The following is a 25871-nucleotide window of genomic DNA, read 5'->3' on the forward strand; positions in this document are numbered from 1 at the left end:
CGACAGGGTTCAGCTTAATTTTTATCGAGCTTGTTTCTTATGTACCCAGTATCCCATTCCTTTTTAAGAGTAGTGAGTGCTGAGACATTTTCATTAGGTACAGCGATAGAAAGGACATAGTGTTGTACTTTCCATTGCTCATCTATTTTCTTCATAATTCCAGATCCTCTGCATACACCCATTTGTGTACTAAGGTGTTCATCAAACCAAGCGATGGTATCATCACTAGTAGATAAATATACATTACGCTCAATAGCTGTAAAGCTCCATGCTTTGCCTTTGTCAAAATAAGGTTTTGAGAATGATTTAAATTCTTCTAGCTGCCAGTTTTCTGTTGCATCTGTACCTATAAATACAGCATCGCTGGTCATTAGCCCAAAATACGCCTCAAAATCAGCATCTGCAGCTGCTTTGTGCCAAGAGTTAAGAGAGACTTCTATATCCTTTTTTATAATAGATGTGTCTTGACCGTATGCGGTACTAATAGTTAGCGCAAAGAATACAAATAAGATTTTCATGTTAGTTAGGTGTTTGCTCGTCTGCCTTTTCGCCAGCAGCCTGTTCATTTTCTTGTTTTATCTCCTCTAGCAAGTCTTTAAAGCTAGTATCAAAAAGTTCGTTGAGTTGCAAATTTAGATTTTGGTAGGCATTATATAGTTCGCCAATTTTTTTAGAAATATCCTCTGCTACTGGAGTGTTGAGTTGGGCGCTGTTTTGGAGCACTTTTGCCTTAGTTTCTATAGCAACTAGACGCGCATTTACTGCTTTAGTCTGTACTGCCTCTGGTGTAACTGGGGCTAGATCTTCTTCTGCTTGCTCTAAATTAATATACAAGGCATCTACATCTATTATTTTGAGGCGCAATTCACCTAGAGTGTTAGATGGTAAGCTATCAACAGCGGCAGAAAGATCCTTGTAAAATGACCAGTTTTTGACTCCTTCTCGTGCTTGTGGTGTGAGACGTATGGCGGCTTTAAGATTTTTAGGGGTGGGAAGCTGTACGGTGTCATTGCCCACTAATATTACGTTCTCTTTTGGTTTTGGAGAAGCTTCTTTTTGGCTACAAGAAGTGGTGATAATAAATGAAAGAATAATTAAAAAAGGAAGTAACTGTTTCATAAAATCTTATACTGAGCGCTTAACAAAAGTAGGTTAATTGGGTATATACGCGCAATATTTATGATTAAGTTTGCATACGCTTTCGCGAAAGCGTACTACTAAAAACACACAATATGAAATCTAGAATACTCATCATAGGAGCTTGCGGTCAGATAGGAACGGAGCTTACCATCGCTTTACGTAACAGATTTGGTGCAGATAAGGTTGTAGCCAGTGACATCCGTGAAGGAAATGAAGAGCTGATGAGTGAGGGGCACTTTGAGCTTCTGGATGCAACAGACTTTGCTGCGGTAGAAGATGTAATTTTTAGATATAAAATTGATACAGTGTACTTAATGGCGGCTATGTTATCTGCAATTGCAGAGCGTTTTCCTGCCAAAGCTTGGCATCTTAATATGACGACGCTGTTTCATATTTTAAACTTAGCAAAAGATAAGAAGGTTAAAAAGGTATTTTGGCCATCTAGTATTGCTGTTTTTGGAGAAACTACTCCTTCAGAAAATACACCACAACTTACGGTTATGGAACCATCAACTGTGTATGGAATTTCAAAACAAACTGGGGAACGCTGGTGTGAGTATTATCATAAGAAATATGGTGTAGATGTAAGAAGCATACGCTACCCAGGGCTTATAAGTTATACAACAGAACCTGGTGGAGGAACTACAGATTATGCAGTAGATATATACCACAGAGCACTTAAACATGGTAACTACCGTTGTTTTTTGCAGGAGGGAACAGTATTACCTATGATGTATATGGAGGATGCAATTAGAGCAACTATAAATATCATGGACGCCCCTAAGAAGGATGTAAAAATACGCTCGTCATATAACCTTGCAGGAGTAAGCTTTGCGCCAGAAGATGTAGTTCAAAGTATTCAAAAGGTAATTCCAGAGTTTGAGATCGAATATGAACCAGATTTTAGACAAGCCATAGCAGATTCTTGGCCTGGTTCTATAGATGACAGTGAAGCTCGTAAAGACTGGGGATGGGAACATAAATTTGACCTTGATGCCATTACTAAGATTATGCTTGATAATCTTAAATTACAATATAGCTAAGCTCATATTTTGAAAAAACAGCACCTTCCTACAAAAGTATGTCCCGTTTGTGAAAGACCCTTTGCATGGCGAAAGAAATGGGAGAAAAACTGGGATGAAGTAATTTATTGCAGTGAGCGATGTAGAAGAAATAAAAACCAATGAACAAGGAGTTACTACTTACCGAACTTACATTTAAGGCAACGAGAAGTAGCGGCCCTGGAGGACAGCATGCAAATAAAACAAGTTCAAGAGTAGAGTTATCTTGGGCTATGTATGAATCTGCTGCAATAACAGAGGTAGAGCTTGAGTTACTCAAAGAAAAACTTAGTCATAGGCTTACAAAAGAAGGGGTGTTGCTGCTCGCTTCTCAAACCTCACGTAGTCAGCACAAAAACAAAGAGGATGTGATAAAACGCCTGTTTGCACTGCTAGAGGTAGCTGTACAAAGACCTAAAATTAGAATAAAAAAACGTCCATCTAAGATGGCAAAACTTAAACGCCTTAATGCTAAAAAGGTACAATCTGAAAAGAAAGTAAACAGACGCAAACCGTCGTATTAATTGACATTCGGTTTACTATAGAAGAATATAGAGTAATGAAAAAAGCCATCAAGAGTTACAACTCGTGATGGCTTTTTTTAATTTACATGTGGTGTGATTTACTCCACAATAAACTTTCCTTTCATTAATCCAGAGTGTCCAGGGAAACTACAGATAAAGTCATAAGTTCCAGCTGCTGGAGCAGTAAATGTTACTGAGGTAGTCTGGCCACCACCTATCATTTTTGTGTGTGCTATAATCTGGTCTTCATTTGCAATCCAGTCTTTTGCCTCGCCAGCGGTAGCTGCTGCTGCCGAAAATTCTGGTATAGACGTACCTTGCTTAAGCAATACAAAGTTATGTCCCATAACCTTAATCCCTATTTTTCCAGTATGACGGAAGGTAAGAGTTACCTCTTGTCCAGCTTTTGCCTTAAGCTCGCTCTTGTCATATTTCATGAGGTCATTACCTGCAAGTGCTAGATTTACAGTGTTCTCATCTGCTTTTGTAGCAGCTTTTTTTGATCCTATTTTTACAGTCTCTTTAGTTTCTTTTTTCTCTCCTTCTCCACAACTTACCATTATAGTAGCTAGTGCAATCACTGCTAGAAATCCTTTAATTCTCATAATTTATAGTTTTGTTTATTAATATAAAGATAACTAACGCATACTTTTTACTCCATATTTTTTTGAAAAAACTCTAGAGTACGCAGTTCATTATAGTAAAATTCTCCTTTCATATAGAATCCTACATGACCTCCATGGTCTGGCATTTCTAAGTGTATAATATTAGAGTTTTTTGCCTGTGCTATAGGATAGCAATCACCGTGAAGAAAGCTATCATTCTTTGCATTGAGAATAAGGGTGGGTACAGTAATCTTATCAAGGTAGTCAAAGCTGCTTGCTCTGGCATAATAATCAAGTGCATCCTCAAAGCCATGTGCGGGTGCGGTATACAGATCGTCAAAGCGTTTTAAACTATTGATTTTTTTATAGTCTTCCTTATTCATTTTATCAGGAAACTGCTGCATTTTCTTGCGATACTTTGCTTTAAGATGCACTAAAAATGAGGTTCGATATACGATGTTTTCTCCCTTAATAAGTTGTTCAAGAGAGGCTTTAAGATCTGCAGGAACACCTATGCAGGCAGCACAAGTCACTTGTGAGGGTATGTGATCTTGCTCTCCTAGATACTTGAGCACTGCATTGCCACCTAGACTTACTCCATATAGATTAATATGGCTGTATGCTCTAGTAACGAGTGTGTTTACTACAAATCTAATATCGCCGGTATCGCCGCTATGATATGATCTATACAGTCTATTCTGGCTACCGCTGCATCCTCTAAAGTTTATAGCAGCCACATCATAACCATTATTGCTTAACAGCTTTGCGGTGCCTAGTATGTAAGGTCGCTGTGCGTCTCCTTCAAGTCCATGTAGTAATACTGCAACTTTTTTAATGTTACCTTCTTGTGGTGTCGCGGCGAGTGTCCAGTCTATATCTATATAATCTCCATCTGGAAGCTCTATGCGCTCACGAGTTTGCGTGATCCCCTTCACACGTCTAATCTTTGCAGAATAAATGGTCGAAAAATGTGGATCTTTAAAAAGTCCGCTTGCGCGAAAACGTGAGGGTACAATGGGCATTATGTAAGGTGGTGTACTATTAGTAAAAAACTATTAAGAGATTATAAAAATAGGTAGAATTAAGCTTTCGCGAAAGCGTAATAATCAAACCTATAGAAAGTAGTTTTATTTAATGTTTTCTTTTATGAAACAAACATTCCAATTATATTTATCATGATTATAACCTCATAAAATGCCTAGAACCGAAGATTTTGATAGAGAAATTGTACTAGCAAAAGCAAGAGATTTGTTTTGGCAAAAAGGATATAACGGTACGAGCATGAGGAATCTTGTAGAAGTTACGGGACTTAATAGGTCTAGTATTTACAACTCGTTTGGCAATAAAAAAGCCATTTATAAAACCTTACTGATACAGTACCAAGAAGAAAATGAAAAGATATATACAAATGCTTTAGTACGAGCATCTAATCCGCTAGAGGGAATTCGTTTTGTATTTGAAAATTTTATAGAGGAGATTGTAAAAGATAGCCAAGGAAGAGGTTGCTTTAGTATAAACTGTAAAGTGGAGCTTAGTAGGGAGGACGAGTCAATAAGAGATTATCTCGAGAAGATGCAAGAGCACAGAATAGAGTTTTTTAAGGGCTTAGTGCAAGAAGGGCAAGATGCACACCTTATAAATACAAAGCAGTCTGCATCACAGTATGCTTATTTTCTATTCTGCACTTTTCAAGGAATGCGTACTACAGGGATGTTTCTGAGAAATCGCGATATTTTACAGCAAATCGTACACAACGCGCTTGGGGTATTACGTCGGGATTCTTAACCTATTCTTAAGTCTATAAAAGATTTTGAAATTGTAATTTTACAAACTAAGTAGCACTAACCATAGCGCATAAGCGCATTAAATAATTATAATATGTACACGAAGGAATTTGATATACGATGGAGTGATATAGATGCAAATCGTCATCTAGCAAACTCTGCCTATGTAAATTTTATGTCTCATACTCGTATGGGCTTTATGATTGAGAACGGACTAAGCCAGCGAGAAATGGTAACTCATAATATAGGACCAGTAATTTTTCATGAACAGTTGTTCTTCTTCAAAGAAGCTTTTCAAGGTAAACCTATTACCGTAACGTTTGAACTAGGTGGAGCTAGTGAAGATGGTATGTTCTTTAAGTTTGTACACAATTTTTACGATTACAAGGGAAGAAACCTGGCTCGCGGAAGCATGATGGGAGCTTGGATTGATCTTACTACTCGTAAAACTATCGGACTACCAGAAGCATTAACACCTATGCTCGAGAATGCACCAAAAACACCAGATTTTAAAATTCTTACTAAGGAAGACATGCGCTCACACGGGCAAATGCCTATAGATAAGTAATAGCAAGCATTAATAAGGAAATCCTGGGTATATAATGTACAAACGCATTATAAACCCGGGATTTTTTATTTATTGTCCAGGCATATCATAGAAAAACTGCTCCTGTACAATCTTTCCGTCTTTTACTTGATATACGGCAAGCTCAGATGTTTGTGAACGCTGCTGGCTAGGTTTATGTGTAGTGTCCATATCAAAACGCACAGAAAACCAATTATCTGCCACTGTAGGCTCGCTGGCCTTACTGCTATGTACTTCAAAAGTATTTTCCCACCATTCTCCTTTCTTTGCAACTTCTTGCATTCCTTCTGCACGCGCATTTTCTGCCCAAGCGGGTTCCAAGCTTACAATATTAGGGCTGTATAATTCTTTATAGCAACGCTCATAATTACCTTCATTACACCAGCTCACTAAATTATTTGCAATTTCATTAGTCTTCATAAGTCTTTGATTTTAAGTTGTTCGCAATAAATGTAGTGAAGTTTTTTTAGAAATATATTTGCTAATTATGTGAATGTTAAAAAAAGTGTTAAAAATTTTAACACTTTTTTACTATATTTAGCAATATCTAGTTTACAAAAATATTGATGTGAGAGGAGTTTACTGAGATTTTGACGAAGATCAAATGAATAGCAGCTTACTTAAATTTTTCAATATTAGTGTAGATTGATAACCATAATTTAATGAAGATATAATAGTATCTACGCTAAGTAGATGCTATTGAATTTAAATTTTAAGTGGGTTGTGTTGTTTATATTCCGTCATTTTAATCTGGCGTATAAATGGTTTAAAAAACATATTTGCCACAGTACGACGGTGTTTTATATAACATCTTAAGTGTTCTGGCGTTGCTCCTAGAGTACTTTTAATTTCAGATGCAGTTCTGCCTAAGTTAATGTCTTTCACCCCTAGTAAAAGACCTAATCGAATATAATCGTTTAACATTCTTGGGTAGATGGCATCTGTTTTATTTACAGTATAATCAAGCCCAACATAATGAGCGCTGAGCTGTTCGTCATGTAAAAAAGCGGTTGAGAATCCTACTATTTCCCCTTTCTTACTGTAGGTGCTAATGATTACATTTTCGGGAAACCGCTCTTTAAGTAATGCGTAGGTTTCAATGTCAATAAAAGCAGTGTTAAACAAGGCTTTCTCTGCAACATCTAGATATAAGGATTTAAGTTTTTCTTTATATGTTCTTATTTCGTTCGCTGTAAGTGAATTTTGTATAAGAGCGTTACTAGACGAGTCTGCCTTATTAACTTTTATACGGTATTTTGATTTTAAAGAGCTTTTGTAATCCTCAAAATCTTTCCAAGCAACATTTACGTGCATATTAGGTTCGACGGCAAATGATTGAAAGTGCTGTTTTTCTACTACACTGGCAGCGGTGTCTTGTGTGGCATTAAAGTCTTTCAAAAAGCAAACACTTGATTTAGTGGTTTTTTGTAGTGTTTTAAGCTTTCGCGAAAGCATATCATAAATACGTCTTCTATCTATTCCTTGTTTAACCCATATCCCATACTCCCCGCTTAAAAATACATTCCCACAAACTAGAATGTGCGTTTTTTTATTGCTTAGGTAGCATTGTACAGATTTGGCTAGTTTTTGATAATAGGGAAGGTTACTTGATGCGCTCTCAAGAGAAACTCGCACACGCTGGAGAATAGCGATAGCGATAGGTTTCTCTCTACTCATGAAAACTAAATACCGATAATCTATCGTGTTATTTGCCTCTTCAAAAGAAGCCAAAAATAGTTTTGAAAAGTAAAAGGTTTGATCACAACCTAATTCTCTGAAGGTGGTGTCAGGGATGTCGTTTATAGTAAAAAACTCTTGAGTGGTTATTTTAGGCAATTGCTTTTTTTCGTTTAGTACTTAAATATACACCTAAGAAAATAAGTGCAGCAGCAATAATTCTAATAGTAGTAAGCGTATCTGCACCTAAGATAATCGCTACAATGGTTGCGATAAGAGGTTGCAGGTATATAAATGCGCCTATAGTTGATGGTTTAAGCTGCTTTAAAGCAAATACATTAAAGAGATATGTAAGATAGGTCGTACCTACTACCACAAAAGCCATGACTCCTATGACATTAGGAGGTAATGTACTCCAGGATACCTCAAGAAATTGAGGAAGCCCGATAGGTGCGTTTGTAAATACCGCAATAAGGAAAAACCATTTCATTAAGGTAATTGACGAGTACTTTGCAGTGAGTGGTTTTACAAGAATTAAATAGACAGAGTATGCGGTAGCATTAATCATAAAGAGCATGTTACCTAGCGTAATGTTAGGGGCATTTTCTTGTGTTTTGGCGCCAAAGAGGATCAAAACCAATGCGCCCACTAGACCTATAGCAATACCAGAACCTTTAAGCCAAGTGATCTTTTCCTTTAAAAATATAGCAGAAAGCACAAGCAATATGACGGGAGATAATGTGATCACCACACTGCTATTTATGGGAGTAGATAGTTGTAGCCCTTTAAAAAACATGAGCATATTTATGGTCATCCCAAAGAGTGCGCAAAGTAGCATACGCCACCAGTCTTTACGTTCTATCTTTTCTGAAGGAAAAAACAAACTTGTAATCCAGAATAGAACCGCTGCTCCTAGTACCCTAAGCATAATAAATCCATACGCTTCGATGTAGGTGGGCATCAAATCCTTAGCAAGGGTGTGATTTATACCGTAAATAAAACTAGCGCCAAAGGCTGCAAGAAAGGCGAGATGACGCTTACTCATATTTAACTATTTTGCAAATGCTTCAACGGCAGCAGCAACTACTTTCTTACTGTTTCCCACAAAGATTTTATCTTCTACAATCATTACAGGTCGTTTTAAGAAAGTGTAATGCTCTAGAATAAGATTTTTATAGTCATCTTCAGATAGTGTCTGTTCATTAAGACCGCGTTTACGATATAATTGTGCTCGCTTGCTAAAAAGAGCTTCATAAGACCCTTCCATTTCTTTCATCTCTTCTACTTGAGATAACGTCATAGGCTCAGATTTAATGTCTTGCATAATGACATCATCACTAGGGTTAATTTCAGAAATGATGCGCTGGCAAGTATTACAAGTAGAGAGGTGGTAGATTTTCTTCAAAATAAGGTGGTGTATTTCAATTACAGTATAAAAATACCGCCTATCTCTACCAAAATGAATTATTTTTAAGGAAAATTAAACCCAATGGAATATACCTTTGATATTTGCCTAAAAAACCGCCATCTTCTAGAGCGTTTTATTAAGAGTCACACACTTGAAGAGCTTAATAAAATACCTGATGGTTTCAACAATAATATTATCTGGAATATAGGTCATAGCATTGCTACACAACAACTTCTTACTTACGGACTTTCTGGTCTCACGCCACCTGTATCTATGGAGTTTATTAATAGTTATAAGAAGGGTACAAAGCCAGAAAAAGATGTAACTCAAGAGGAGCTAAGCCTTATAAACGAGATGCTTTTTGATACTCTTAAGACACTTCAAAAAGATTATGAGGCGGGTATTTTTAAAGATTTTAAAGAATATACGCTTTCTACTTCGGGAGGAACATTGTCAAAAGTAGAGCATGGACTTGATTTTAATAACTTTCATGAAGGATTACACCTAGGTTGTATTATCCAACTATCAAAACTCATTAAAGGTTAAGGTAATCTTGAGAAAGCTCCCATGGGATTGTTATTTGCTTGTCTTCCATATTAAATGAGGACACACCCATATCATTATAAATAAGAACAATACCTTCTTCGGTAAACCCTACTTCTTTTAGGTAGCTATCGGGAAGGTTTGATGGTGTAACGTCAAATGTTTCTTGCGGATATTCTTTTTCAAATTGCGCTTTCGCGAAAGCGTAAAAATCATCATCGAGCAAATCGTCATCTCTATATTCCTTACCAGTTTGTGGATTGATATTGAGATACATTTCGTTATCAAAACCACTCGCACCGCCCATAAATTGATATGAATAGAATACTATTGATAGTAAGTTGTTAGAACCAAATGATATCGCAGAATCTATAGTGATTTCATGAGCGTCCGAAAGTTCTGTGGTTTCTGGATATGATATTTGTGAGTTATTAATATAGAGTTCAATGGCGTCATTAATAGAGCTAGGTAAACTTTCTGTCTCGTTATAAAGTGTATTTATAGTAGAAGTCTGAACCCAGTTATTAACCGTGACAGCAGCTTCTTCCGGTGTTTCCATATGCAGAACAGATAACATAATCTCTGGACAAGGCTGGCTATTGCAAATAGTAAAGTCTTTTGTAGAATAATTATCTGTGCTAGATGTATAGGTGATTGTCTTTTCGCAGCTTATAAAAAGAATAATTACAAGTATGGAAGGAAGCAGTTTTTTCATAAGATAAAGGTAGTTGATATGCTCTCAAAATAAAAGCAACATATACTAGGAGATCACTCCTTCTTATAATCATTATGGCTTGTCATCAGTTATTGTATTTTTATAATTCTTATGATGTAAGGAGAAAGAGCTTTTTTACTAAAAAACACTACAATGAAATTTAATACTAAGACAATACATGGTAAACAGCATCCAGATAAGGCTTATGGGTCTGTTATGCCTCCTATATATCAAACTTCTACTTATGCACAATCTACGCCTGGCGGTCATAAGGGATATGAGTATAGTCGCTCTGCAAACCCAACGCGTCACGCACTTGAGCAGTCGCTTGCGAGTATAGAAAATGGAGACTACGGAATCGCTTTTGCATCTGGGCTAGCCGCAATTGATGCAATTATGAAATTGCTCAAGCCAGGTGATGAGGTGGTCTCAACGAGTGACCTTTATGGTGGTACGTATCGGCTTTTTACTAAGATATTTGAAGGTTTTGGCATAAAGTTCCACTTTGTTGGAATGCAAGATGTAAAGAATATAGAGACATATATAAATGAAAACACAAAGCTCATTTGGGTAGAGACGCCTACAAATCCGATGATGAGTATTATTGATATTGAGGCAGTTTCATTAATATCAAAAAAGCACAAGGTGCTGTTTGCGGTAGATAATACATTTGCAACACCTTATTTGCAATTACCACTAGACTTAGGTGCCGATATTGTGATGCATAGTGCCACAAAGTATTTGGGAGGTCATAGCGATCTAGTTATGGGTGCTCTTATTGTAAAAGATAAGGAACTGGCAGATAGATTATACTTTATACAAAACGCAAGTGGGGCCATAAGTGGACCTCAAGATAGCTTCTTGGCATTGCGTGGTATAAAAACCTTACATGTGCGTATGCAACGGCACTGCGAGAATGGCAAGGCTGTTGCTCACTATCTTAAGTCTCATCCTATGGTTGACAAGGTATACTGGCCTGGCTTTGAAGATCATCCTAATCATCTCATTGCTAAAAGACAGATGAAGGACTACGGAGCTATGATTTCATTTACTACTAAGCAAGATTCTCTTGCTGGTGCTGTAAGCTTTGTAGAGAAACTACAAATTTTCACGCTTGCCGAAAGCCTAGGAGGTGTCGAGTCGCTTGCAGGTCATCCAGCATCAATGACTCATGGCTCTATCCCTAAAGAAGAACGAGAAAAACTCGGAATCAAAGATTCCTTAGTGAGGCTAAGCGTAGGTATTGAAGATGAAGAAGATCTCATAGCAGATCTTAAACAGGCACTAGAAAACTAACCCTGTAAAACAGAAAAGCGACTTTGATACTATCAAAGTCGCTTTTCTGTTTATTCTTTATAATAAGTTAATCTAGGTAATAGATGTATCCTACATTGACCCAGAAAATCCAGTCATTTACTTTATTGTCAGGTCTTGGGTCAGGGTTAAGTCCATCTACCCAGTTAGAAAAGTAGTAGTGCCATCTCAAATCTAAATTAAGATCACTTAGTACGCTTAGTTTATATCGTGTCCCTATACTTCCTGCGATTGCCCAGGTTGTTCCAGGTTGTGTGTCAACTCCTGTCCCAAACTCTCCATCACCTACATTAAAGCCTTCAATTATGGCAGGTCCCGTGTCAAAAGGATCCTGAGTGTAGGGGTTGAGCACTTGTCCAAAAATATTCCCATCTGCTCTCAAATCAGTAGTTGCACTAGGATTATAAGAAACAAAGTGAGCGCCAAGACTGACATATGGAGCAAATTTAAAAGCTCCTGCTGCAAAATCTCTTATGCTAAGTGGGTAATATTCTAAATGAGAACCTATTTCTAGAACGCTTGCTTTCCCTTTGTGATTACGTAGTCTTAAACCACCAAAATCATTGTCGTCTGTTTCTGGACCAAAATTATTAAGGTTTGTAAAATGATAATCTATCTCATTACGAACTTTAAAGTGATCATTAAAATACGTGTATCGGGAATAGCAATTACAATCTGCTTGATATGAGAAGTTTAGGTAATGAACAAGACCTACTCCAAATCCTGTATTGCCTATATTTGTTTCTTGATTACCACGCTCACCATAGTCTGCTTGGAATGCAACTGGACCCGCAATAACGCCAAGTTCGTGCGAAAATCCAAATTGAGCATTTAAGCTCTGATGCGCCATCATAAAAGATAGCAATGCCAACAGTAGGTACTTGGCTTTCATAAGTAGGTAATTTGAGTGAGACAAATATATGAAATAATGTCAAACACCGAAATTTCCAAGTATATTCCCCATTTCTTGTAAGTTTAATCTTACTTGTTGATTTGTTCATTGTGATATTCTAAAAAAAATGCGCATAAAATCAAGGATACCGTATATTTGTAACCAGTAAAAATTGATTTGTAAAATACATTCTCACAATAGATTAAACTTATGTCAGACAGCATTAAAAAATTTGTCGATTATGTTGCTAAGAGCAACCCAAACGAGCCAGAATTTATGCAGGCCGTTCACGAGGTAGCAGAAACTGTAATACCTTTTATAGAAGAAAATCCTAAATATCAAGGGAAGAAACTTCTTGAGCGTATGGTAGAACCAGAGCGTACGATTATGTTTCGTGTGCCGTGGACAGATGATTCTGGAGAGATACAGGTTAATAGAGGATACCGTGTAGAGTTTAACAGCGCTATTGGTCCTTATAAAGGGGGTCTTCGTTTCCACCCATCTGTAAATCTTAGTATTCTTAAGTTTTTAGGTTTTGAGCAAGTTTTCAAAAACAGCCTTACTACATTACCTATGGGTGGTGGTAAAGGTGGATCTGATTTTGATCCAAAAGGAAAATCTGATGCAGAAGTAATGCGTTTTTGCCAAAGCTTTATGAGCGAGCTTTCTCGTCACATAGGTCCTAATACAGATGTCCCTGCGGGAGACATTGGAGTAGGAGGCCGTGAGATAGGATATATGTTTGGACAGTACAAGAAACTTCGTAATGAATTTACGGGAGTTCTTACTGGAAAAGGATTATCATACGGTGGTTCATTAATGAGACCAGAAGCAACAGGATACGGAGACGTATATTTTGCACAAAGTATGCTTAAAACTAAAGGAGAAACTTTTGAAGGTAAAACAGTTGCAGTTTCTGGATCAGGAAATGTTGCTCAATATGCTACAGAAAAAGTAACTCAATTAGGTGGTAAAGTAATCACTATGTCAGACTCTGGAGGATATATCGTAGATAACGATGGTATTGATGCAGAGAAGCTAGCATTTATAATGGAGCTTAAAAATGTAAAACGTGGCCGCATAAGCGAGTACACAGAAAAGTATACTTCTGCAGAGTACCATGAAGGTAAGAGACCTTGGGGAACAAAAGTAGATGTGGCTTTACCTTGTGCAACTCAAAATGAGCTTGACGGTGATGAAGCAAAAACTTTAGTAGATAACGGATGTATCTGTGTTGCTGAAGGAGCAAACATGCCTTGTACGCCAGAAGCAATTGAAGTATTCCACAAAGCAAAAATCTTGTTTTCACCTGGAAAAGCTTCAAACGCTGGAGGAGTTGCTACTTCTGGACTTGAAATGTCACAAAACAGTTTACGTTACAACTGGACAGCAGAAGAAGTAGATGAGAAGCTACACAACATTATGCTTGATATACATGAAGCATGTGTAACTTATGGTAAAGATGAAGATGGTTACGTAGATTACGTAAAAGGAGCAAACGTTGCAGGTTTTGTAAAAATCGCAGATGCAATGCTAGCACAAGGAGTAGTATAATAACTGCTTTATATAGTTTTTAAAAAGGGTGGCTTAGGCTACCCTTTTTTTGTGTTAAGCTTTCGCGAAAGCGTACCTCTACATAAAATCGTACTAATATATGTAAATGCCTCATTTCGATTCATAGTGCAATAATTGTACATTTGATCGTTTTAAATAAATAAGATTTTCTTGCTGTGAACATACGTCTTCTTCTTATTGTATTCTTGGTTTCATCTATTGCGGTGGCACAAGATTTTTCTGAAGATTGGACAGCACATTTTTCTTATAACCAAACCGTTGGTATCACCTCTGGTAATGATAAGGTGTATGTAGCATCTGAGAATGCTGTTTTTATTTATAATACACTAGACGGCACTACCACAAACCGAACTACGGTAAATGGTCTTTCTGGTAATTTAATCTCTTCTATATATTATAGTGAGAGTTTTGACACGCTCTTCGTGGGTTATGAAAATGGAGTGATAGATGTAATTGTAGGTAATACTTCTGATGTACTTACGGTTGTAGATATTTTCAATAAACCAGCCATTCCGCCAGACCGCAAGCGTATCAATCACTTTGAAGAATACAACGGGTTTGTCTATATAGCTACAGGTTTTGGGGTATCACTTTATGATGTAGAGAGACTTGAGTTTGATGACTCCTATTTTATTGGTAATAATGGAGGGCTTTTAGATATAGGTAGTACTGCTGTACAAGAACCATATATTTATGCCGCAACCCTAGATGGCGGATTGCGTAGGGCACTAGTAGCAAACGACAACCTTATAGACTTTAATAACTGGGAGACAACTCGAAATGGCGCTTTTGAGAAGATTATAGAATTTGATAATAACCTTTACTTACAAGAGGATAATGGTCTTCTATTCTCATCTAACGGATTAGATTTTTCTGTTTTTCAAAATTTTCCAACTTCCATTATAGATGTGCGATCTAGCGCAGAGAATATTATAGTCACACTCAACTCTAGTGTGTTTTTGTATGATGTAAATGGTACCCAAGTTCAAAATTATGGGGCTATAGAAGATTTCAACCCTAAATATGCCACTGCACTTGTAGAAGATAGTGCTGTGTATATAGGTACTCTAGGGTCTGGTGTGGCTCTCTTTGATATCACAACTTCGGGAGACATAACCCGTTTATTACCTAATGGACCGTTAGAAAATGCACATTTTGACGTAGCAGCAAGCGCAGGTTCTGTGTGGTCTGTTTTTGGTGATTATACTGTTTCATACAATCCATTTCCACTTAAAAGACAAGGAATAAGTCGTTATACTGAAGCAGATGGGTGGAGTTTTATTCCGCAGGAAGATTTCTTTGGGGCGAGCAACTTTGTGCACATTGCCATTAATGATCAAGATCCATCCCGATTATATGCTAGCTCTTTTAATGGAGGACTTGTGGAAATTATAGATGAAACTCCAAGTATTCTCTATGATGAAAATAATAGTCCGCTTTTACCAGTGGCTACCACGACAAATGATGTAAGAGTAAATGGAGGAGCATTTGATAAAGAAGGTAATTTCTGGGTGACTAATGCGCGTTCTGTACTAGGCTTACAACGGGTTTCTCCTAGCGGACAGTTTACTCCATTTAATACAGAAGAGATTCTTGCTGGTGAAGATGCAAACCTAGATGCTGTTGCTATTACCCCAGATGGTAATATTTTTGTGGGGACAGACAGAAGAGGTGTTATTGCTTTTAATCCAGGTACAAATACGTTTGCTCGTCTAGCAGGCGAAGATGGTGCTGGAAACTTACCTATAGATGATATACGATCACTAACCGTAGATAGAAACGGAGCGTTGTGGGTAGGCACAAGATTAGGTTTGCGAGTGCTATTTGGTCCTTCACAATTATTTGAAAATCCTCAGGTAAGTGCAAACGCTATCATAATATTACAAGATGGCATTGCTCAAGAGCTACTTAATGATCAGGTAGTGACAGACATTATCGTAGATGGCGCAAATAATAAGTGGCTTGCCACTGCAGATTCAGGAGTGTTTTATGTGAGTCCTAATGGTCAAGAAACGATTTTTCATTTTACTACAGATAATTCACCACTGCCATCAAACACGGTACAATCTGTAGCAATTGATCCAGAAACTGGTAGTGTGTACTTTGGTACTATAAGAGGAATGGTAGCTTTTGATGGCTCTTCCACCGCACCAGCCGAAGATCTTGAAGAAGTGCTTGTGTACCCAAACCCCGTAAGGCCTGGATTTAACGGTAATGTGCGTATAGAAGGGCTTACTGCAAATACTAATGTAAAGATTACAGATTTAGTGGGTAATCTAGTCTATGAAGAAAATACCACGGGAGGAAGTATTGAGTGGGATACTACTGCTTTTGGGCGACATAAAGTTGCCTCTGGAGTCTACCTCATTATTATTACGGGACCTCCAGAAGAGTTGCAAGAAACTACTATTGAGAAAGTCATGATCATTAGATAATGCTAGTAAAAACAGAAGCCATCGTATTTTCTGCTCTCAAATATGGAGAGGCAGATCTCATTGTAAAAGCATTTACAAAAAGTAGCGGACTCAAATCTTACCTTATTAGAGGAGTTTTAAAATCAAAGAAGGGTAAGCTTAGAGTTGCCATGTTCCAACCGCTCACGCATTTAGAGATTGAAGCAAATCATAAGGATAAGGGAACTTTAGAAAGTATACGCGAGGCAAAAGTGGTCACGCATTACGCGAGTTTACATACGGAAGTGGCAAAAAGTGCCATTGTTTTTTTTATTGCAGATGTACTTAGATCTTCTGTGCAAGAGGAAGAAGAAAACGTTCCTCTCTTTGATTTTATAGTGAACGCTAGCTTATGGCTAGATTTAAATAATACGATTGCAAATTTTCATTTATTATTTCTTTTGAAGCTAAGCAGCTATTTAGGTTTTTATCCTGATGACTCAGAGGTTCAGCATGAGTACTTTAACTTGATGGACGGAATGTTTGAAAATGTAGGAGCAAGTATTTACTGTCGTTCAGGGCAGGATATCGAGTTGTTAAAGTTATTCTTGGGCACAAATTTTGATGCACTAGTTTCTATCAAACTAAACCAAAAACAGCGCACCTCTTTTCTCAACATGCTATTACAGTATTATGAGTTACATTTACACGGTTTTAAAAAACCTAGATCACTAGCGGTGCTCAACTCAATTTTCAGCTAAAATGCGCATACTTTTTACCCTACTCTTATTAGTAGCTGTCTCTGTACAAGCCCAAAAAATCACTGTGCTTGATGTAGATACGCGTGAGCCTATAATAGGAGTTGCTATTTTTAATAAAGATAAAAGTAAAAGTGCCCTCACAGATTTTGATGGGCGAGCAGATGTGACCGCTTTCGCGAAAGCGGAAACCCTTTATTTTCAAGAAGTCGCACATAAAGACGCGCAATACAGCAAAGCTCAGATCATAGCACTTTCTAACAGAATCTTCTTGAAGCAGAAGGATAATCAGCTTACAGAAATTGTGCTCTCTGCAAGCAAATTTGCACAAAGCCGAAAGAATGTTCCTCAAAAAATAGTAGGGATCTCCTCTGAAGATATACAGCGCGCAAACCCACAAACAGCAGCAGATTTGCTACAAGCAAGTGGCTCTGTATTTGTTCAAAAAAGTCAGCAGGGAGGAGGTAGTCCTTTAATAAGAGGATTCTCTACAAATAGGTTACTCATCACGTTAGATGGCGTTCGTTTTAATACCGCAATCTTTAGAGGTGGAAACGTACAGAATGTAATCTCAATAGATCCATTTACTATAGACCGCACAGAGGTGCTACTAGGCCCAGGATCTGTGATTTACGGTAGTGATGCCGTGGGAGGAGTAATGAACTTTTATACAAAACAACCCAAGCTTTCATTTACAGAAAATCACTTAGTTACTGGTACTGCTGTCGCACGTGTAAACACTGCAAATAATGAAAGAACAGGACATTTTGATATCAATATAGGGAAGCGCAACTGGTCTTTTCTTACTAGTGCAAGCTACTCAGATTATGATGACCAGCGTCAAGGGAAGCATGGCCCAGATGATTACTTACGTACTGATTTTGTAAAAATTATAGATGGTGTAGATACTGCAGTGGTTAATGATGATCCTTTAATACAAGAAGGCTCAGCTTTTAACTCATTAAACTTGATGCAAAAAGTGCGTTTTAGGCCTAACGATACTTGGGATTTTAACCTAGGTCTTATTTATGCCACTACATCAGATTATGATCGTTATGATAGATTAACGAGAAAAAGAGATGGAGAGTTTAGGGCGGCAGAGTGGTTTTATGGTCCGCAACAATGGTTTATGACCAACCTCCAGATTGATAAAGAAGGATATGGTAGTTTTTACAATCGCGCAAGAGCAACCATTACGTACCAGAACTCTAAGGAAAGTAGAAATGATCGCGATTTTGGCGGAACAGATTTTTTTGAAACAGATGAGAATGTAGATGCTTTTTCTGTAGGCTTAGATTTTACAAAAAACCTGAAGTCAAAGCGTAATAAAGTCTTTTATGGACTAGAGTATGTACATAATAAAGTAGGGTCTAATGGTCAAGTAACAGATATCACTACGGGAACTATCAGTAATCAAGCTTCTCGTTATCCAGATGGATCTACATGGCAGTCTCTAGCAGCTTATGGAAGCATACAATTAGAACTTACAGAGAAGACGCGCCTGCAATCTGGATTGCGATATAATCACATACTACTTGCAGCCGATTTTTCTGATAATAATGAGTTTTTTGCACTGCCTTTTGATAAAGCAGATTTAAGTACTGGAAATCTTACAGGAAGCATAGGTATCACTCATGAAATTTCTAAGGCAGTAAGCCTCAAAGCAAATCTAGGAACAGCTTTTAGAGCACCTAACATTGATGATGTGGGTAAGATTTTTGATAGCGAGCCAGGATCTGTGGTAGTACCTAATCCTAATCTTAAATCTGAGTATGCTTACAATGGCGAACTAGGATTTAACTTCAATTTTTCTAACGCACTAAGGCTGGATGTAAATGGTTATTACACCTTGCTGGAGAATGCGTTAGTACGTCGTGATTTTGATCTTGATGGAGTAACAGAGATATCTTATCAAGGAGAGTTAAGTAACGTGCAAGCAATACAGAATGCCTCTAAGGCTGAGGTTTATGGTATAGAAATAGGTGCAGATGCAAAGCTTTCAAAAACCTTAAAGCTTACAGGGCAGTTTAATTATACGAGTGGTGTAGAACAAGATGAAGATGGTAGTTACATTCCGTTTAGGCACGTGGCGCCGCTTTTTGGTAATAACCATTTAATATGGACTAGTAATAAATGGACGCTAGATGCTTCGGTGGCTTATAGTGGCTCTTTTGATTTTGATGAGCTTGCCCCTAGTCAGCAAAGTAATGATCATTTATATGCTCTTGATAGTGATGGAAACCCTTACTCGCCTAGCTGGTATGAACTTAGTTTAGGTAGCCGTTATGTGCTTTCAGATAGTTGGTCTTTTACAGCAAATCTTGATAATATCACAGACCAGCGATACCGTACATATTCATCTGGAATAGCTGCTGCGGGAAGAAATCTAATACTGGCGGCGACTTATAATTTTTAAAGTTACGCTTTCGCGAAAGCGTACCAAACAACAATAATTCAACGAGCTTACTACTTGCTTTTTCCTCCTACTATAATTACAATCTCACCTTTAGGAGGTTTGTTTGTATAATGGGCAAGTACTTCTGTAGCAGTCCCGCGCACGGTTTCCTCATGTAATTTTGTAATCTCTCGAGAGACAGAAACCGGACGGTCTGCACCAAAATACTCTATAAAGTGTCCTAGTGTTTTTATGAGCTTATGAGGTGATTCATAAATAATCATCGTGCGCGTTTCTTCTTGAAGTGCTAGAAAGCGAGTTTGGCGTCCTTTCTTTACAGGAAGAAATCCTTCAAAAATAAATTTATCATTGGGGAAGCCGCTATTTACAAGTGCAGGTACAAATGCTGTTGCACCTGGTAAGCAGTCTACTTCTATACCTGCCTCTACACAAGCTCTAGTGAGTAAAAATCCAGGGTCTGAGATGGCGGGAGTTCCTGCGTCACTTATACATGCAATTACCTCACCTGCTTGAATACGCTTTACAATGGTATCCACTGTCTGGTGTTCATTGTGCATGTGGTGACTCATCATTTGCGTGCCTATTTCGTAATACTTAAGTAGCTTACCACTCGTGCGAGTGTCTTCGGCTAGAATAAGATCTGCTTCCTTAAGTATGCGAATAGCACGGAAGGTCATATCTTCAAGATTACCAATAGGTGTAGGGACTAAGTAGAGTTTTGACATGCCGCAAAGTTAGTGATTAATGATAGTTTGCAGTTGTAAAACTAGCGATACATAGGTCTCACCTCTTTCCCAAAAAAGTAAGAAGCAAGAAGTAATACTAATGCAACGAGCGTCAAAGTGATATCATGATCTGCCTTGTAGTGTGCGGCAGCTGCGAGTACTACGTCAAAAAATATTCCAGCATAAGCCCACTCCGTAAGCCATGGAATCCCTCTCCATAATAACATAAGGATTGCACATATTTTTAATACGGCTAGCGGTATCACAACATATGTAGGATGATTTAGAGCCTTAAAAAAACCTTCAACCATCTCTGTATTTCTAAAATACATTTGAGCAGAGTAGAGCATGATAGCACAAATGCCTATTGTGGTGATCCAGTAAATAATACGTTGTACTTTCATGGTAAGCTAGTTTTGATTTTAGAATTGAAAAGGTAGCGTTGAACGATGCACTTTTGCGCATTTGTCGTAATGCTTAATCAAAACTTAATATGTTTTTACTGTAATCTGTCGTCAACTACCTTATTTACGCGCAGTGTCAATTTTTTAAGAATACCTTCCTTCCACAATCTCTAGAAAGCGAGTTTCTTGTACTTCTTTACCTTCCCAGTTATTATAATCAGGTTTTACCATCTGAGAGATAAAAGTGTTGGCTTCTGCTGCAGAGCCAAAGGTTTCTAGTTGGCTTAATACTCTATTATAGTCTGAGGTGCTTCCAGCGAATAAATGTTTTATGAAGGAGAGCTTGTCGTTAAGTCCAATTTTTAAACCAGTTTTTAAACGGTCATTAAGGTTCTTAGGCTTATCATCTACTACTTCTTCATTAGTAATTTCTTTAGGTTCAAAAATGGGCATTTGGCCATATTCATTTCCTATTTCAAAACTATCTGCTTTTCCTACTGCTGGTTGAGGTGGTATGATTGCGTCTATTACCTTATCAATATCTGCAGCCTCAGGAGTCATTTCTGGCCACATATCTTTAATTTTTTCAATCACAGGCTCATGTACAGGCTCATCGTCATCATTGTATTGAGTGCCATCTGGTCTGTGGTGATCATCTGTTCCTTTTGCTTCGGCGTATGTAGCTTGATTGTCTGCTAGTATTTCGGCAGGCGTTCTTGTAGGAGAAGGTGTGGTAGTGGTTTGAGTTTCTAGATTAGTGGGTGATGGTTTGCTTGCTGGCGCAAGTTCCTCATTTACCATTACTTCCTCTAGTTCTCTAAGTCCCAAGGTAGGTTTTTCTGCATTTTCAAGCTGTTCTGCATAGGCAAGAACGGTGAGCTTTTCATGCAGTGTTCTAGTTGTATCTGCCAGTTGTTTATAATCTGCATTGTCGCGTAGTTGTAGAATTTTATGAGCTATACTTACGAGTTCTGCCTTTATAGTTTTCTTCATAACTTTGAGATATGTGGAGCGGTTTCAACGTAATTTTGATACATTTACCTCTGCCTTAATCATTGGGATTAATAAAACGGAATTATTGCCGTTTTGGTCTAGAAAAGTACAAAATGTTTCTCGAAAATACAGTAAATCATAAAGAGCAATTTGGCTGGATTGAAGTCATTTGTGGATCTATGTTCTCTGGTAAAACAGAAGAACTCATCCGCAGGCTCAAACGCGCACAGTTTGCAAAACAAAAAGTTGAGATTTTTAAACCTGCCGTAGACACCCGCTATGATGAAGAAATGGTGGTCTCGCATGATTCAAATCAAATACGCTCTACACCAGTTCCCGCAGCTGCAAACATACCTATGCTTGCAGATGGTTGTGATGTGGTGGGGATTGATGAAGCGCAATTTTTTGACGATGAGATTGTGCAGGTTTGTAATGATCTTGCAAATCGCGGTATACGAGTAATTGTCGCTGGTCTCGATATGGATTTTAAGGGAAATCCTTTTGGGCCTATGCCTAATTTAATGGCAACGGCAGAGTATGTGACTAAGGTTCATGCAGTTTGTACTCGTACAGGGAACCTTGCTCAATATAGTTACAGAAAAGCTCAAAGTGAGGATATCGTGATGCTAGGAGAGACAGAAGAGTATGAACCACTCTCTCGTGCTGCATACTTCAAGGCTATGTTACGAGACAGATTACGTAAGATGGATGTAGAAACTCCCGAAGAAATCACAACAAATAATGCAAGGCAAACCCCTCAAGATCCTAACTAATGGCAATAACACGCTTAGAAATAGATCTAGCTGCCTTACGTCATAACTATTCTTATTTAAGAAAAAAGGTAGCGCCTTCGGTCAAGATGATGGCAGTAGTAAAGGCCTTTGGATACGGGAGTGATGCTGGAGCTGTGGCTCAAGAACTAGAAATGCTAGGAGTAGATTATTTTGCTGTGGCATACGTTTCAGAAGGTGTTGCGCTTAGAGATGCTGGCATAACAACACCTATATTAGTATTACATCCGCAGCCAGATACGTTTGATGAGCTTATAGAGCGATGCTTGGAGCCTAGTATCTATAGCGCTAGAATGATGGAGTTATTTACAGCTTTTGCAAAAGGAAAAGGCCAAGAAAATTACCCTATTCATTTAAAGTTTAACACAGGACTCAATAGATTAGGCTTCTTAAATACAGACGTATCATGGATTCTTGACCGCTTGCGCGAAAATGTGAGTGTAAAAGTAGCGTCTCTTTTCTCACATCTTGTCGCCAGTGAAGATCCTGCCGAAGAAGAATTTACATTAAATCAAATATTACAGTTTACAAACATCTCAAAGGAACTTTTACAAGCGTTAGATTATGTGCCATTCATGCACATGACTAATACCTCTGGAGTTATTAACTATCATAGAGCCCATTTTGACTGTGTGCGCATAGGAATAGGGCTGTACGGTTACGGTAATAATAATGAGGAGACAAAAAATTTAAAACCAGTAGCAAGATTAAAATCTGTAATCTCACAGATCCATCATATTAAGGCTGGTCAGAGTATAGGATACAATAGAGCATACAAAGCAACCGAAGAAATTGTTACTGCTACATTGCCTATAGGTCATGCAGATGGGATCTCTAGATCGCTAGGAAACGGGGTAGGCTATGTGATGATTGCTGGACAAAAGGCACCCATTGTAGGTAACGTTTGTATGGATATGGTAATGGTCGATATCACGGGTATAGCTTGTAAAGAGGGAGATGATGTGGAGGTTTTTGGAGAAACTACAAGTGCCGAAACACTGGCAGGCGAGATGCAGTCTATTTCATACGAACTCTTAACAGCGATCGGTCAACGGGTAAAACGTGTCATTCTTCGATAAAGCGTGTTTCTTAAACTTTTGTTAAGTGGTTTGAGAAAAATAGTTACCTTCGATTCATATTAACCTAAAAAACAAACTTAACAATGTTAAAAGAATTTAAGGATTTCATCATGACGGGTAACGTCATTGACCTAGCAATAGCGGTAATACTTGCTGGAGCGATTGGACTTGTAGTAAAAGGATTTGTAGGAGACATCATGATGCCTATTATAGGACACTTTGCTGGAGGTGTAAACTTCTCAGATTTAAAAGTAGTTCTTGATGAAGCAGTAATGGTAGACGGAGCAGTATCTATTCCAGAAAATGCAATTATGTACGGAAACTGGATTAATGCAATCATTAACTTGATCATCGTTGGTTTTGTACTTTTCATGATTGTAAAAGCTTACAACAAAACTAAGAAGCCTGTTGTAGAAGAAGTAGCAGCAGATCCAGGACCATCTGAAATCGATTTATTAAAAGAAATCAGAGATTCTCTTAAGAAATAATTACTCGTAGCAACCGCTACACTATTATATTCTAACTTAAACCACCTTGTTTATCTAACAAGGTGGTTTTTTTATGTAATTAAAACAAAGTTTGACGTATTGTTATATATCTAACTAACTTTTAAGGTTTCAACGGCTTATAAATCGTTAATGCGTACTAACTTTGACGTTTTATAAAGTTTTCGCGAAAGCGAAGCTCATTTTTAAAACAACCTCTTTAAAACGATACTATGAAAGTAGCGGTAGTAGGAGCCACCGGGATGGTAGGCCAAGTGATGTTAAAAGTTCTTGCAGAACGTAATTTCCCTATAACGGAATTAATACCCGTAGCCTCAGAGCGATCTGTAGGTAAGAAGGTATTATATAAAGAGAAGGAATATACCATCCACTCTATGGATGATGCAATTGCAGCTAGACCTGATATTGCCATATTCTCGGCAGGAGGAGATACATCTAAGGAGTTTGCTCCTAAGTTTGCAGAGGTGGGAACAACCGTGATAGACAACAGCTCTGCATGGAGAATGGACCCTACTAAGAAACTTATTGTTCCAGAAATTAACGCAACTTCTCTTACTAAGGAAGATAAGATTATTGCAAACCCTAACTGCTCTACGATACAAATGGTACTTGCAATGTCACCATTACATAGAGGTTATGGTATTAAAAGATTAGTAATCTCTACGTATCAATCTATTACAGGTACTGGAGTGAAAGCGGTACAGCAATTAGAAAATGAATATACTGGTGAGAAGGGAGAAATGGCTTATCCTTACCCTATACATCGTAATGCAATACCGGCTTGTGACGTTTTTGATGATAACGGTTACACTAAAGAGGAGTTGAAGCTTGTAAATGAAACTCAGAAAATTTTAAATGATCGATCTATTGCGGTAACTGCAACAGCAGTGCGTATTCCAGTGGTAGGTGGTCATAGTGAATCTGTAAATGTAGAGCTGCGTGCGCCTTTTGAAGAGAAGGATATTCGTAAGGTTCTTAATGAAACTTCTGGAGTAACGGTACAAGATAATCCGGATACAAATACATACCCTATGCCTATCTATGCAGAAGGTAAGGACGATGTTTTTGTAGGTAGAATACGCCGTGATTACTCTCAAGAGAACACGCTTAATATGTGGATTGTATCAGACAACTTACGTAAAGGAGCAGCAACAAATGCGGTACAGATAGGAGAATATCTAGTAGCTAATGGCTTAGTGTAAATCCTACACTATTAAGAATATCTTTATTTAATACTATAAAAAGTCCTTCCTCGTGAGGGACTTTTTATATTTGTGTAAAACACAACTACTTTGAATAAAATAAATATCTCTACCTGGAAGCGCCGTGCACATTTTGAGTTTTTCTCACAATTTGAGGAGCCTTATTTCGGGATCACTTGGCAAGTAGATATGACGCTCGCAAAGCAGCGAGCAAAAGAGCAAGGAGTATCATTATTTATCTACTACCTCCATAAGTCGCTAGAAGCTGCGATGGCTATTGAGAATTTTAAATATCGCATTACACCTGATAATGAGGTGATTTTACTAAATACTATAAGCGCTAGTGCAACGCTCATGAGAGATAATGAAACCTTTGGTTTTAGTTATATTCCATATGATGCAGATATAACGGTTTTTACAAAGTCTGTGCAGAGTGAGGTTGAGCGCATCAAAAATACAGACGACCTTTTTCCGCCTATTAATACAGATGATGTGATGCATTGCTCTGCAATACCGTGGATGGATTTTTCATCTATTACGCACTCACGACTCTTTAAGGCAAAGGATAGCGTTCCTAAAATCTCTTACGGGCAAATTACAGAAAAATCACCTGGCACATTTACAATGCCCGTTGCATTGTACGTGCATCATGGTCTCATAGATGGTTTACATGTATCTCGATATAAAGACATGTTTCAGCAACTTCTAGACGGTAAAGAGTAGGTCTTTGTAATTATGCGCTTTGTCTATCGTCTAAGGTTGTAATTTAAAAACAACCAT

29 protein-coding genes are annotated in these 25871 nt (G+C 37.9%); 16 read left to right on the top strand and 13 right to left on the bottom strand.

The annotated features are described in order from the left end of the window. Window positions 1–14: 14 nt before the first annotated feature. Window positions 15–518: a nuclear transport factor 2 family protein gene (locus tag ACJJVU_RS02375; RefSeq protein WP_405221882.1), complete on the bottom strand. Its 504-nt coding sequence runs from the start codon at window positions 516–518 to the stop codon at window positions 15–17. Between the two features lies 1 nt (window position 519). Further along, the gene (locus tag ACJJVU_RS02380; protein ID WP_405221885.1) at window positions 520–1119 is read right to left on the bottom strand and encodes a hypothetical protein; all 600 of its coding nucleotides are present in this window, start codon (window positions 1117–1119) and stop codon (window positions 520–522) included. A 113-nt stretch (window positions 1120–1232) separates the two neighbouring features. Here ACJJVU_RS02380 and ACJJVU_RS02385 point away from each other — a divergent pair, with 113 nt between their 5' ends. From ACJJVU_RS02385 to arfB, 3 genes are read left to right on the top strand one after another with little or no spacing between them, the layout of a single operon-like run. After that, the gene (locus ACJJVU_RS02385) at window positions 1233–2183 is read left to right on the top strand and encodes an NAD-dependent epimerase/dehydratase family protein (RefSeq protein WP_405221888.1); all 951 of its coding nucleotides are present in this window, start codon (window positions 1233–1235) and stop codon (window positions 2181–2183) included. A 9-nt stretch (window positions 2184–2192) separates the two neighbouring features. Further along, window positions 2193–2327, top strand: a complete 135-nt coding sequence (locus tag ACJJVU_RS02390; protein WP_081804642.1) for a DUF2256 domain-containing protein — start codon at window positions 2193–2195, stop codon at window positions 2325–2327. Beyond that, window positions 2324–2725, top strand: a complete 402-nt coding sequence (gene arfB, locus ACJJVU_RS02395) for an alternative ribosome rescue aminoacyl-tRNA hydrolase ArfB (protein ID WP_405221891.1) — start codon at window positions 2324–2326, stop codon at window positions 2723–2725. Before ACJJVU_RS02390 ends, arfB begins: the two co-directional genes overlap by 4 nt. A gap of 98 nt (window positions 2726–2823) precedes the next feature. Here arfB and azu read toward each other — a convergent pair whose 3' ends face one another. Next, complete coding sequence (gene azu, locus ACJJVU_RS02400) at window positions 2824–3330, bottom strand: azurin (RefSeq protein WP_405221894.1); 507 nt, start codon at window positions 3328–3330, stop codon at window positions 2824–2826. 47 nt (window positions 3331–3377) lie between these two features. Further along, the gene (locus tag ACJJVU_RS02405; protein ID WP_405221897.1) at window positions 3378–4352 is read right to left on the bottom strand and encodes a YheT family hydrolase; all 975 of its coding nucleotides are present in this window, start codon (window positions 4350–4352) and stop codon (window positions 3378–3380) included. A gap of 172 nt (window positions 4353–4524) precedes the next feature. Between ACJJVU_RS02405 and ACJJVU_RS02410 the strand changes: the two genes are divergently transcribed. Further along, the gene (locus ACJJVU_RS02410) at window positions 4525–5115 is read left to right on the top strand and encodes a TetR/AcrR family transcriptional regulator (protein ID WP_405221900.1); all 591 of its coding nucleotides are present in this window, start codon (window positions 4525–4527) and stop codon (window positions 5113–5115) included. A gap of 93 nt (window positions 5116–5208) precedes the next feature. Next, complete coding sequence (locus ACJJVU_RS02415; RefSeq protein WP_298323624.1) at window positions 5209–5682, top strand: thioesterase family protein; 474 nt, start codon at window positions 5209–5211, stop codon at window positions 5680–5682. A 69-nt stretch (window positions 5683–5751) separates the two neighbouring features. Here the strand turns inward: ACJJVU_RS02415 and ACJJVU_RS02420 are convergent, their stop codons facing one another. The 4 genes from ACJJVU_RS02420 to ACJJVU_RS02435 form a co-directional block, all read right to left on the bottom strand. Continuing rightward, window positions 5752–6120: a nuclear transport factor 2 family protein gene (locus ACJJVU_RS02420; protein WP_013750788.1), complete on the bottom strand. Its 369-nt coding sequence runs from the start codon at window positions 6118–6120 to the stop codon at window positions 5752–5754. 285 nt (window positions 6121–6405) lie between these two features. Continuing rightward, window positions 6406–7536, bottom strand: coding sequence for a peptidogalycan biosysnthesis protein (locus ACJJVU_RS02425; protein WP_405221904.1), 1131 nt, complete (start codon window positions 7534–7536; stop codon window positions 6406–6408). Then, window positions 7529–8422: a DMT family transporter gene (locus tag ACJJVU_RS02430; protein ID WP_405221906.1), complete on the bottom strand. Its 894-nt coding sequence runs from the start codon at window positions 8420–8422 to the stop codon at window positions 7529–7531. The genes ACJJVU_RS02425 and ACJJVU_RS02430 overlap by 8 nt, the downstream gene beginning before the upstream one ends. A 6-nt stretch (window positions 8423–8428) precedes the next feature. Beyond that, entirely contained in the window at window positions 8429–8782 is a 354-nt protein-coding gene (locus tag ACJJVU_RS02435; RefSeq protein WP_298323631.1) for an arsenate reductase family protein, read from the bottom strand. 84 nt (window positions 8783–8866) lie between these two features. Between ACJJVU_RS02435 and ACJJVU_RS02440 the strand changes: the two genes are divergently transcribed. Beyond that, on the top strand, window positions 8867–9331 hold the full coding sequence (locus ACJJVU_RS02440; RefSeq protein WP_405221909.1) for a DinB family protein: 465 nt from the start codon (window positions 8867–8869) through the stop codon (window positions 9329–9331). On the opposite strand, the gene ACJJVU_RS02445 is transcribed toward ACJJVU_RS02440, so the two are convergent. Continuing rightward, on the bottom strand, window positions 9321–10043 hold the full coding sequence (locus ACJJVU_RS02445) for a hypothetical protein (protein WP_405221912.1): 723 nt from the start codon (window positions 10041–10043) through the stop codon (window positions 9321–9323). The two genes, ACJJVU_RS02440 and ACJJVU_RS02445, sit on opposite strands and share 11 nt — an antisense overlap. Before the next feature lie 153 nt (window positions 10044–10196). Here ACJJVU_RS02445 and ACJJVU_RS02450 point away from each other — a divergent pair, with 153 nt between their 5' ends. Continuing rightward, complete coding sequence (locus ACJJVU_RS02450; protein WP_405221915.1) at window positions 10197–11339, top strand: cystathionine gamma-synthase; 1143 nt, start codon at window positions 10197–10199, stop codon at window positions 11337–11339. 67 nt (window positions 11340–11406) lie between these two features. Here ACJJVU_RS02450 and ACJJVU_RS02455 read toward each other — a convergent pair whose 3' ends face one another. Further along, the gene (locus ACJJVU_RS02455; protein ID WP_405221918.1) at window positions 11407–12249 is read right to left on the bottom strand and encodes a THC0290_0291 family protein; all 843 of its coding nucleotides are present in this window, start codon (window positions 12247–12249) and stop codon (window positions 11407–11409) included. Between the two features lie 210 nt (window positions 12250–12459). Between ACJJVU_RS02455 and gdhA the strand changes: the two genes are divergently transcribed. The 4 genes from gdhA (at window position 12460) to ACJJVU_RS02475 (ending at window position 19391) form a co-directional block, all read left to right on the top strand. Then, the gene (gdhA, locus tag ACJJVU_RS02460) at window positions 12460–13803 is read left to right on the top strand and encodes an NADP-specific glutamate dehydrogenase (protein ID WP_405221921.1); all 1344 of its coding nucleotides are present in this window, start codon (window positions 12460–12462) and stop codon (window positions 13801–13803) included. A 176-nt stretch (window positions 13804–13979) separates the two neighbouring features. Continuing rightward, a complete protein-coding gene (locus ACJJVU_RS02465) occupies window positions 13980–16259 on the top strand; it encodes a two-component regulator propeller domain-containing protein (protein WP_405221924.1) in 2280 nt (759 codons plus the stop codon). Then, window positions 16259–16978, top strand: coding sequence for a DNA repair protein RecO (gene recO, locus ACJJVU_RS02470; protein ID WP_405221927.1), 720 nt, complete (start codon window positions 16259–16261; stop codon window positions 16976–16978). Before ACJJVU_RS02465 ends, recO begins: the two co-directional genes overlap by 1 nt. A 1-nt stretch (window position 16979) precedes the next feature. Then, complete coding sequence (locus ACJJVU_RS02475; protein ID WP_405221930.1) at window positions 16980–19391, top strand: TonB-dependent receptor plug domain-containing protein; 2412 nt, start codon at window positions 16980–16982, stop codon at window positions 19389–19391. A gap of 50 nt (window positions 19392–19441) precedes the next feature. On the opposite strand, the gene rsmI is transcribed toward ACJJVU_RS02475, so the two are convergent. From rsmI to ACJJVU_RS02490, 3 genes are all read right to left on the bottom strand, one after another. Next, window positions 19442–20116 (bottom strand): 16S rRNA (cytidine(1402)-2'-O)-methyltransferase, encoded by a 675-nt coding sequence (gene rsmI / locus ACJJVU_RS02480; protein ID WP_013750800.1) that lies wholly within the window; start codon window positions 20114–20116, stop codon window positions 19442–19444. Window positions 20117–20157: 41 nt separating this feature from the next. Continuing rightward, a complete protein-coding gene (locus ACJJVU_RS02485) occupies window positions 20158–20520 on the bottom strand; it encodes a DoxX family protein (protein WP_405221933.1) in 363 nt (120 codons plus the stop codon). A gap of 144 nt (window positions 20521–20664) precedes the next feature. Next, window positions 20665–21513 (bottom strand): hypothetical protein, encoded by an 849-nt coding sequence (locus tag ACJJVU_RS02490; RefSeq protein WP_405221936.1) that lies wholly within the window; start codon window positions 21511–21513, stop codon window positions 20665–20667. 113 nt (window positions 21514–21626) lie between these two features. Here ACJJVU_RS02490 and ACJJVU_RS02495 point away from each other — a divergent pair, with 113 nt between their 5' ends. The 5 genes from ACJJVU_RS02495 (at window position 21627) to ACJJVU_RS02515 (ending at window position 25814) form a co-directional block, all read left to right on the top strand. Next, entirely contained in the window at window positions 21627–22286 is a 660-nt protein-coding gene (locus tag ACJJVU_RS02495; RefSeq protein ID WP_298323655.1) for a thymidine kinase, read from the top strand. Then, on the top strand, window positions 22286–23383 hold the full coding sequence (alr, locus tag ACJJVU_RS02500; protein WP_405221939.1) for an alanine racemase: 1098 nt from the start codon (window positions 22286–22288) through the stop codon (window positions 23381–23383). The genes ACJJVU_RS02495 and alr overlap by 1 nt, the downstream gene beginning before the upstream one ends. An 83-nt stretch (window positions 23384–23466) precedes the next feature. Further along, a complete protein-coding gene (mscL, locus tag ACJJVU_RS02505) occupies window positions 23467–23871 on the top strand; it encodes a large conductance mechanosensitive channel protein MscL (protein ID WP_298323659.1) in 405 nt (134 codons plus the stop codon). Between the two features lie 230 nt (window positions 23872–24101). Next, on the top strand, window positions 24102–25091 hold the full coding sequence (locus ACJJVU_RS02510) for an aspartate-semialdehyde dehydrogenase (protein WP_405221943.1): 990 nt from the start codon (window positions 24102–24104) through the stop codon (window positions 25089–25091). A gap of 90 nt (window positions 25092–25181) precedes the next feature. Then, on the top strand, window positions 25182–25814 hold the full coding sequence (locus tag ACJJVU_RS02515; RefSeq protein ID WP_405221946.1) for a CatA-like O-acetyltransferase: 633 nt from the start codon (window positions 25182–25184) through the stop codon (window positions 25812–25814). The last annotated feature ends 57 nt before the right edge of the window (window positions 25815–25871 follow it).

Source organism: Dokdonia sp. Asnod1-B02, assembly GCF_045063955.1.
Lineage (GTDB): Bacteria > Bacteroidota > Bacteroidia > Flavobacteriales > Flavobacteriaceae > Dokdonia.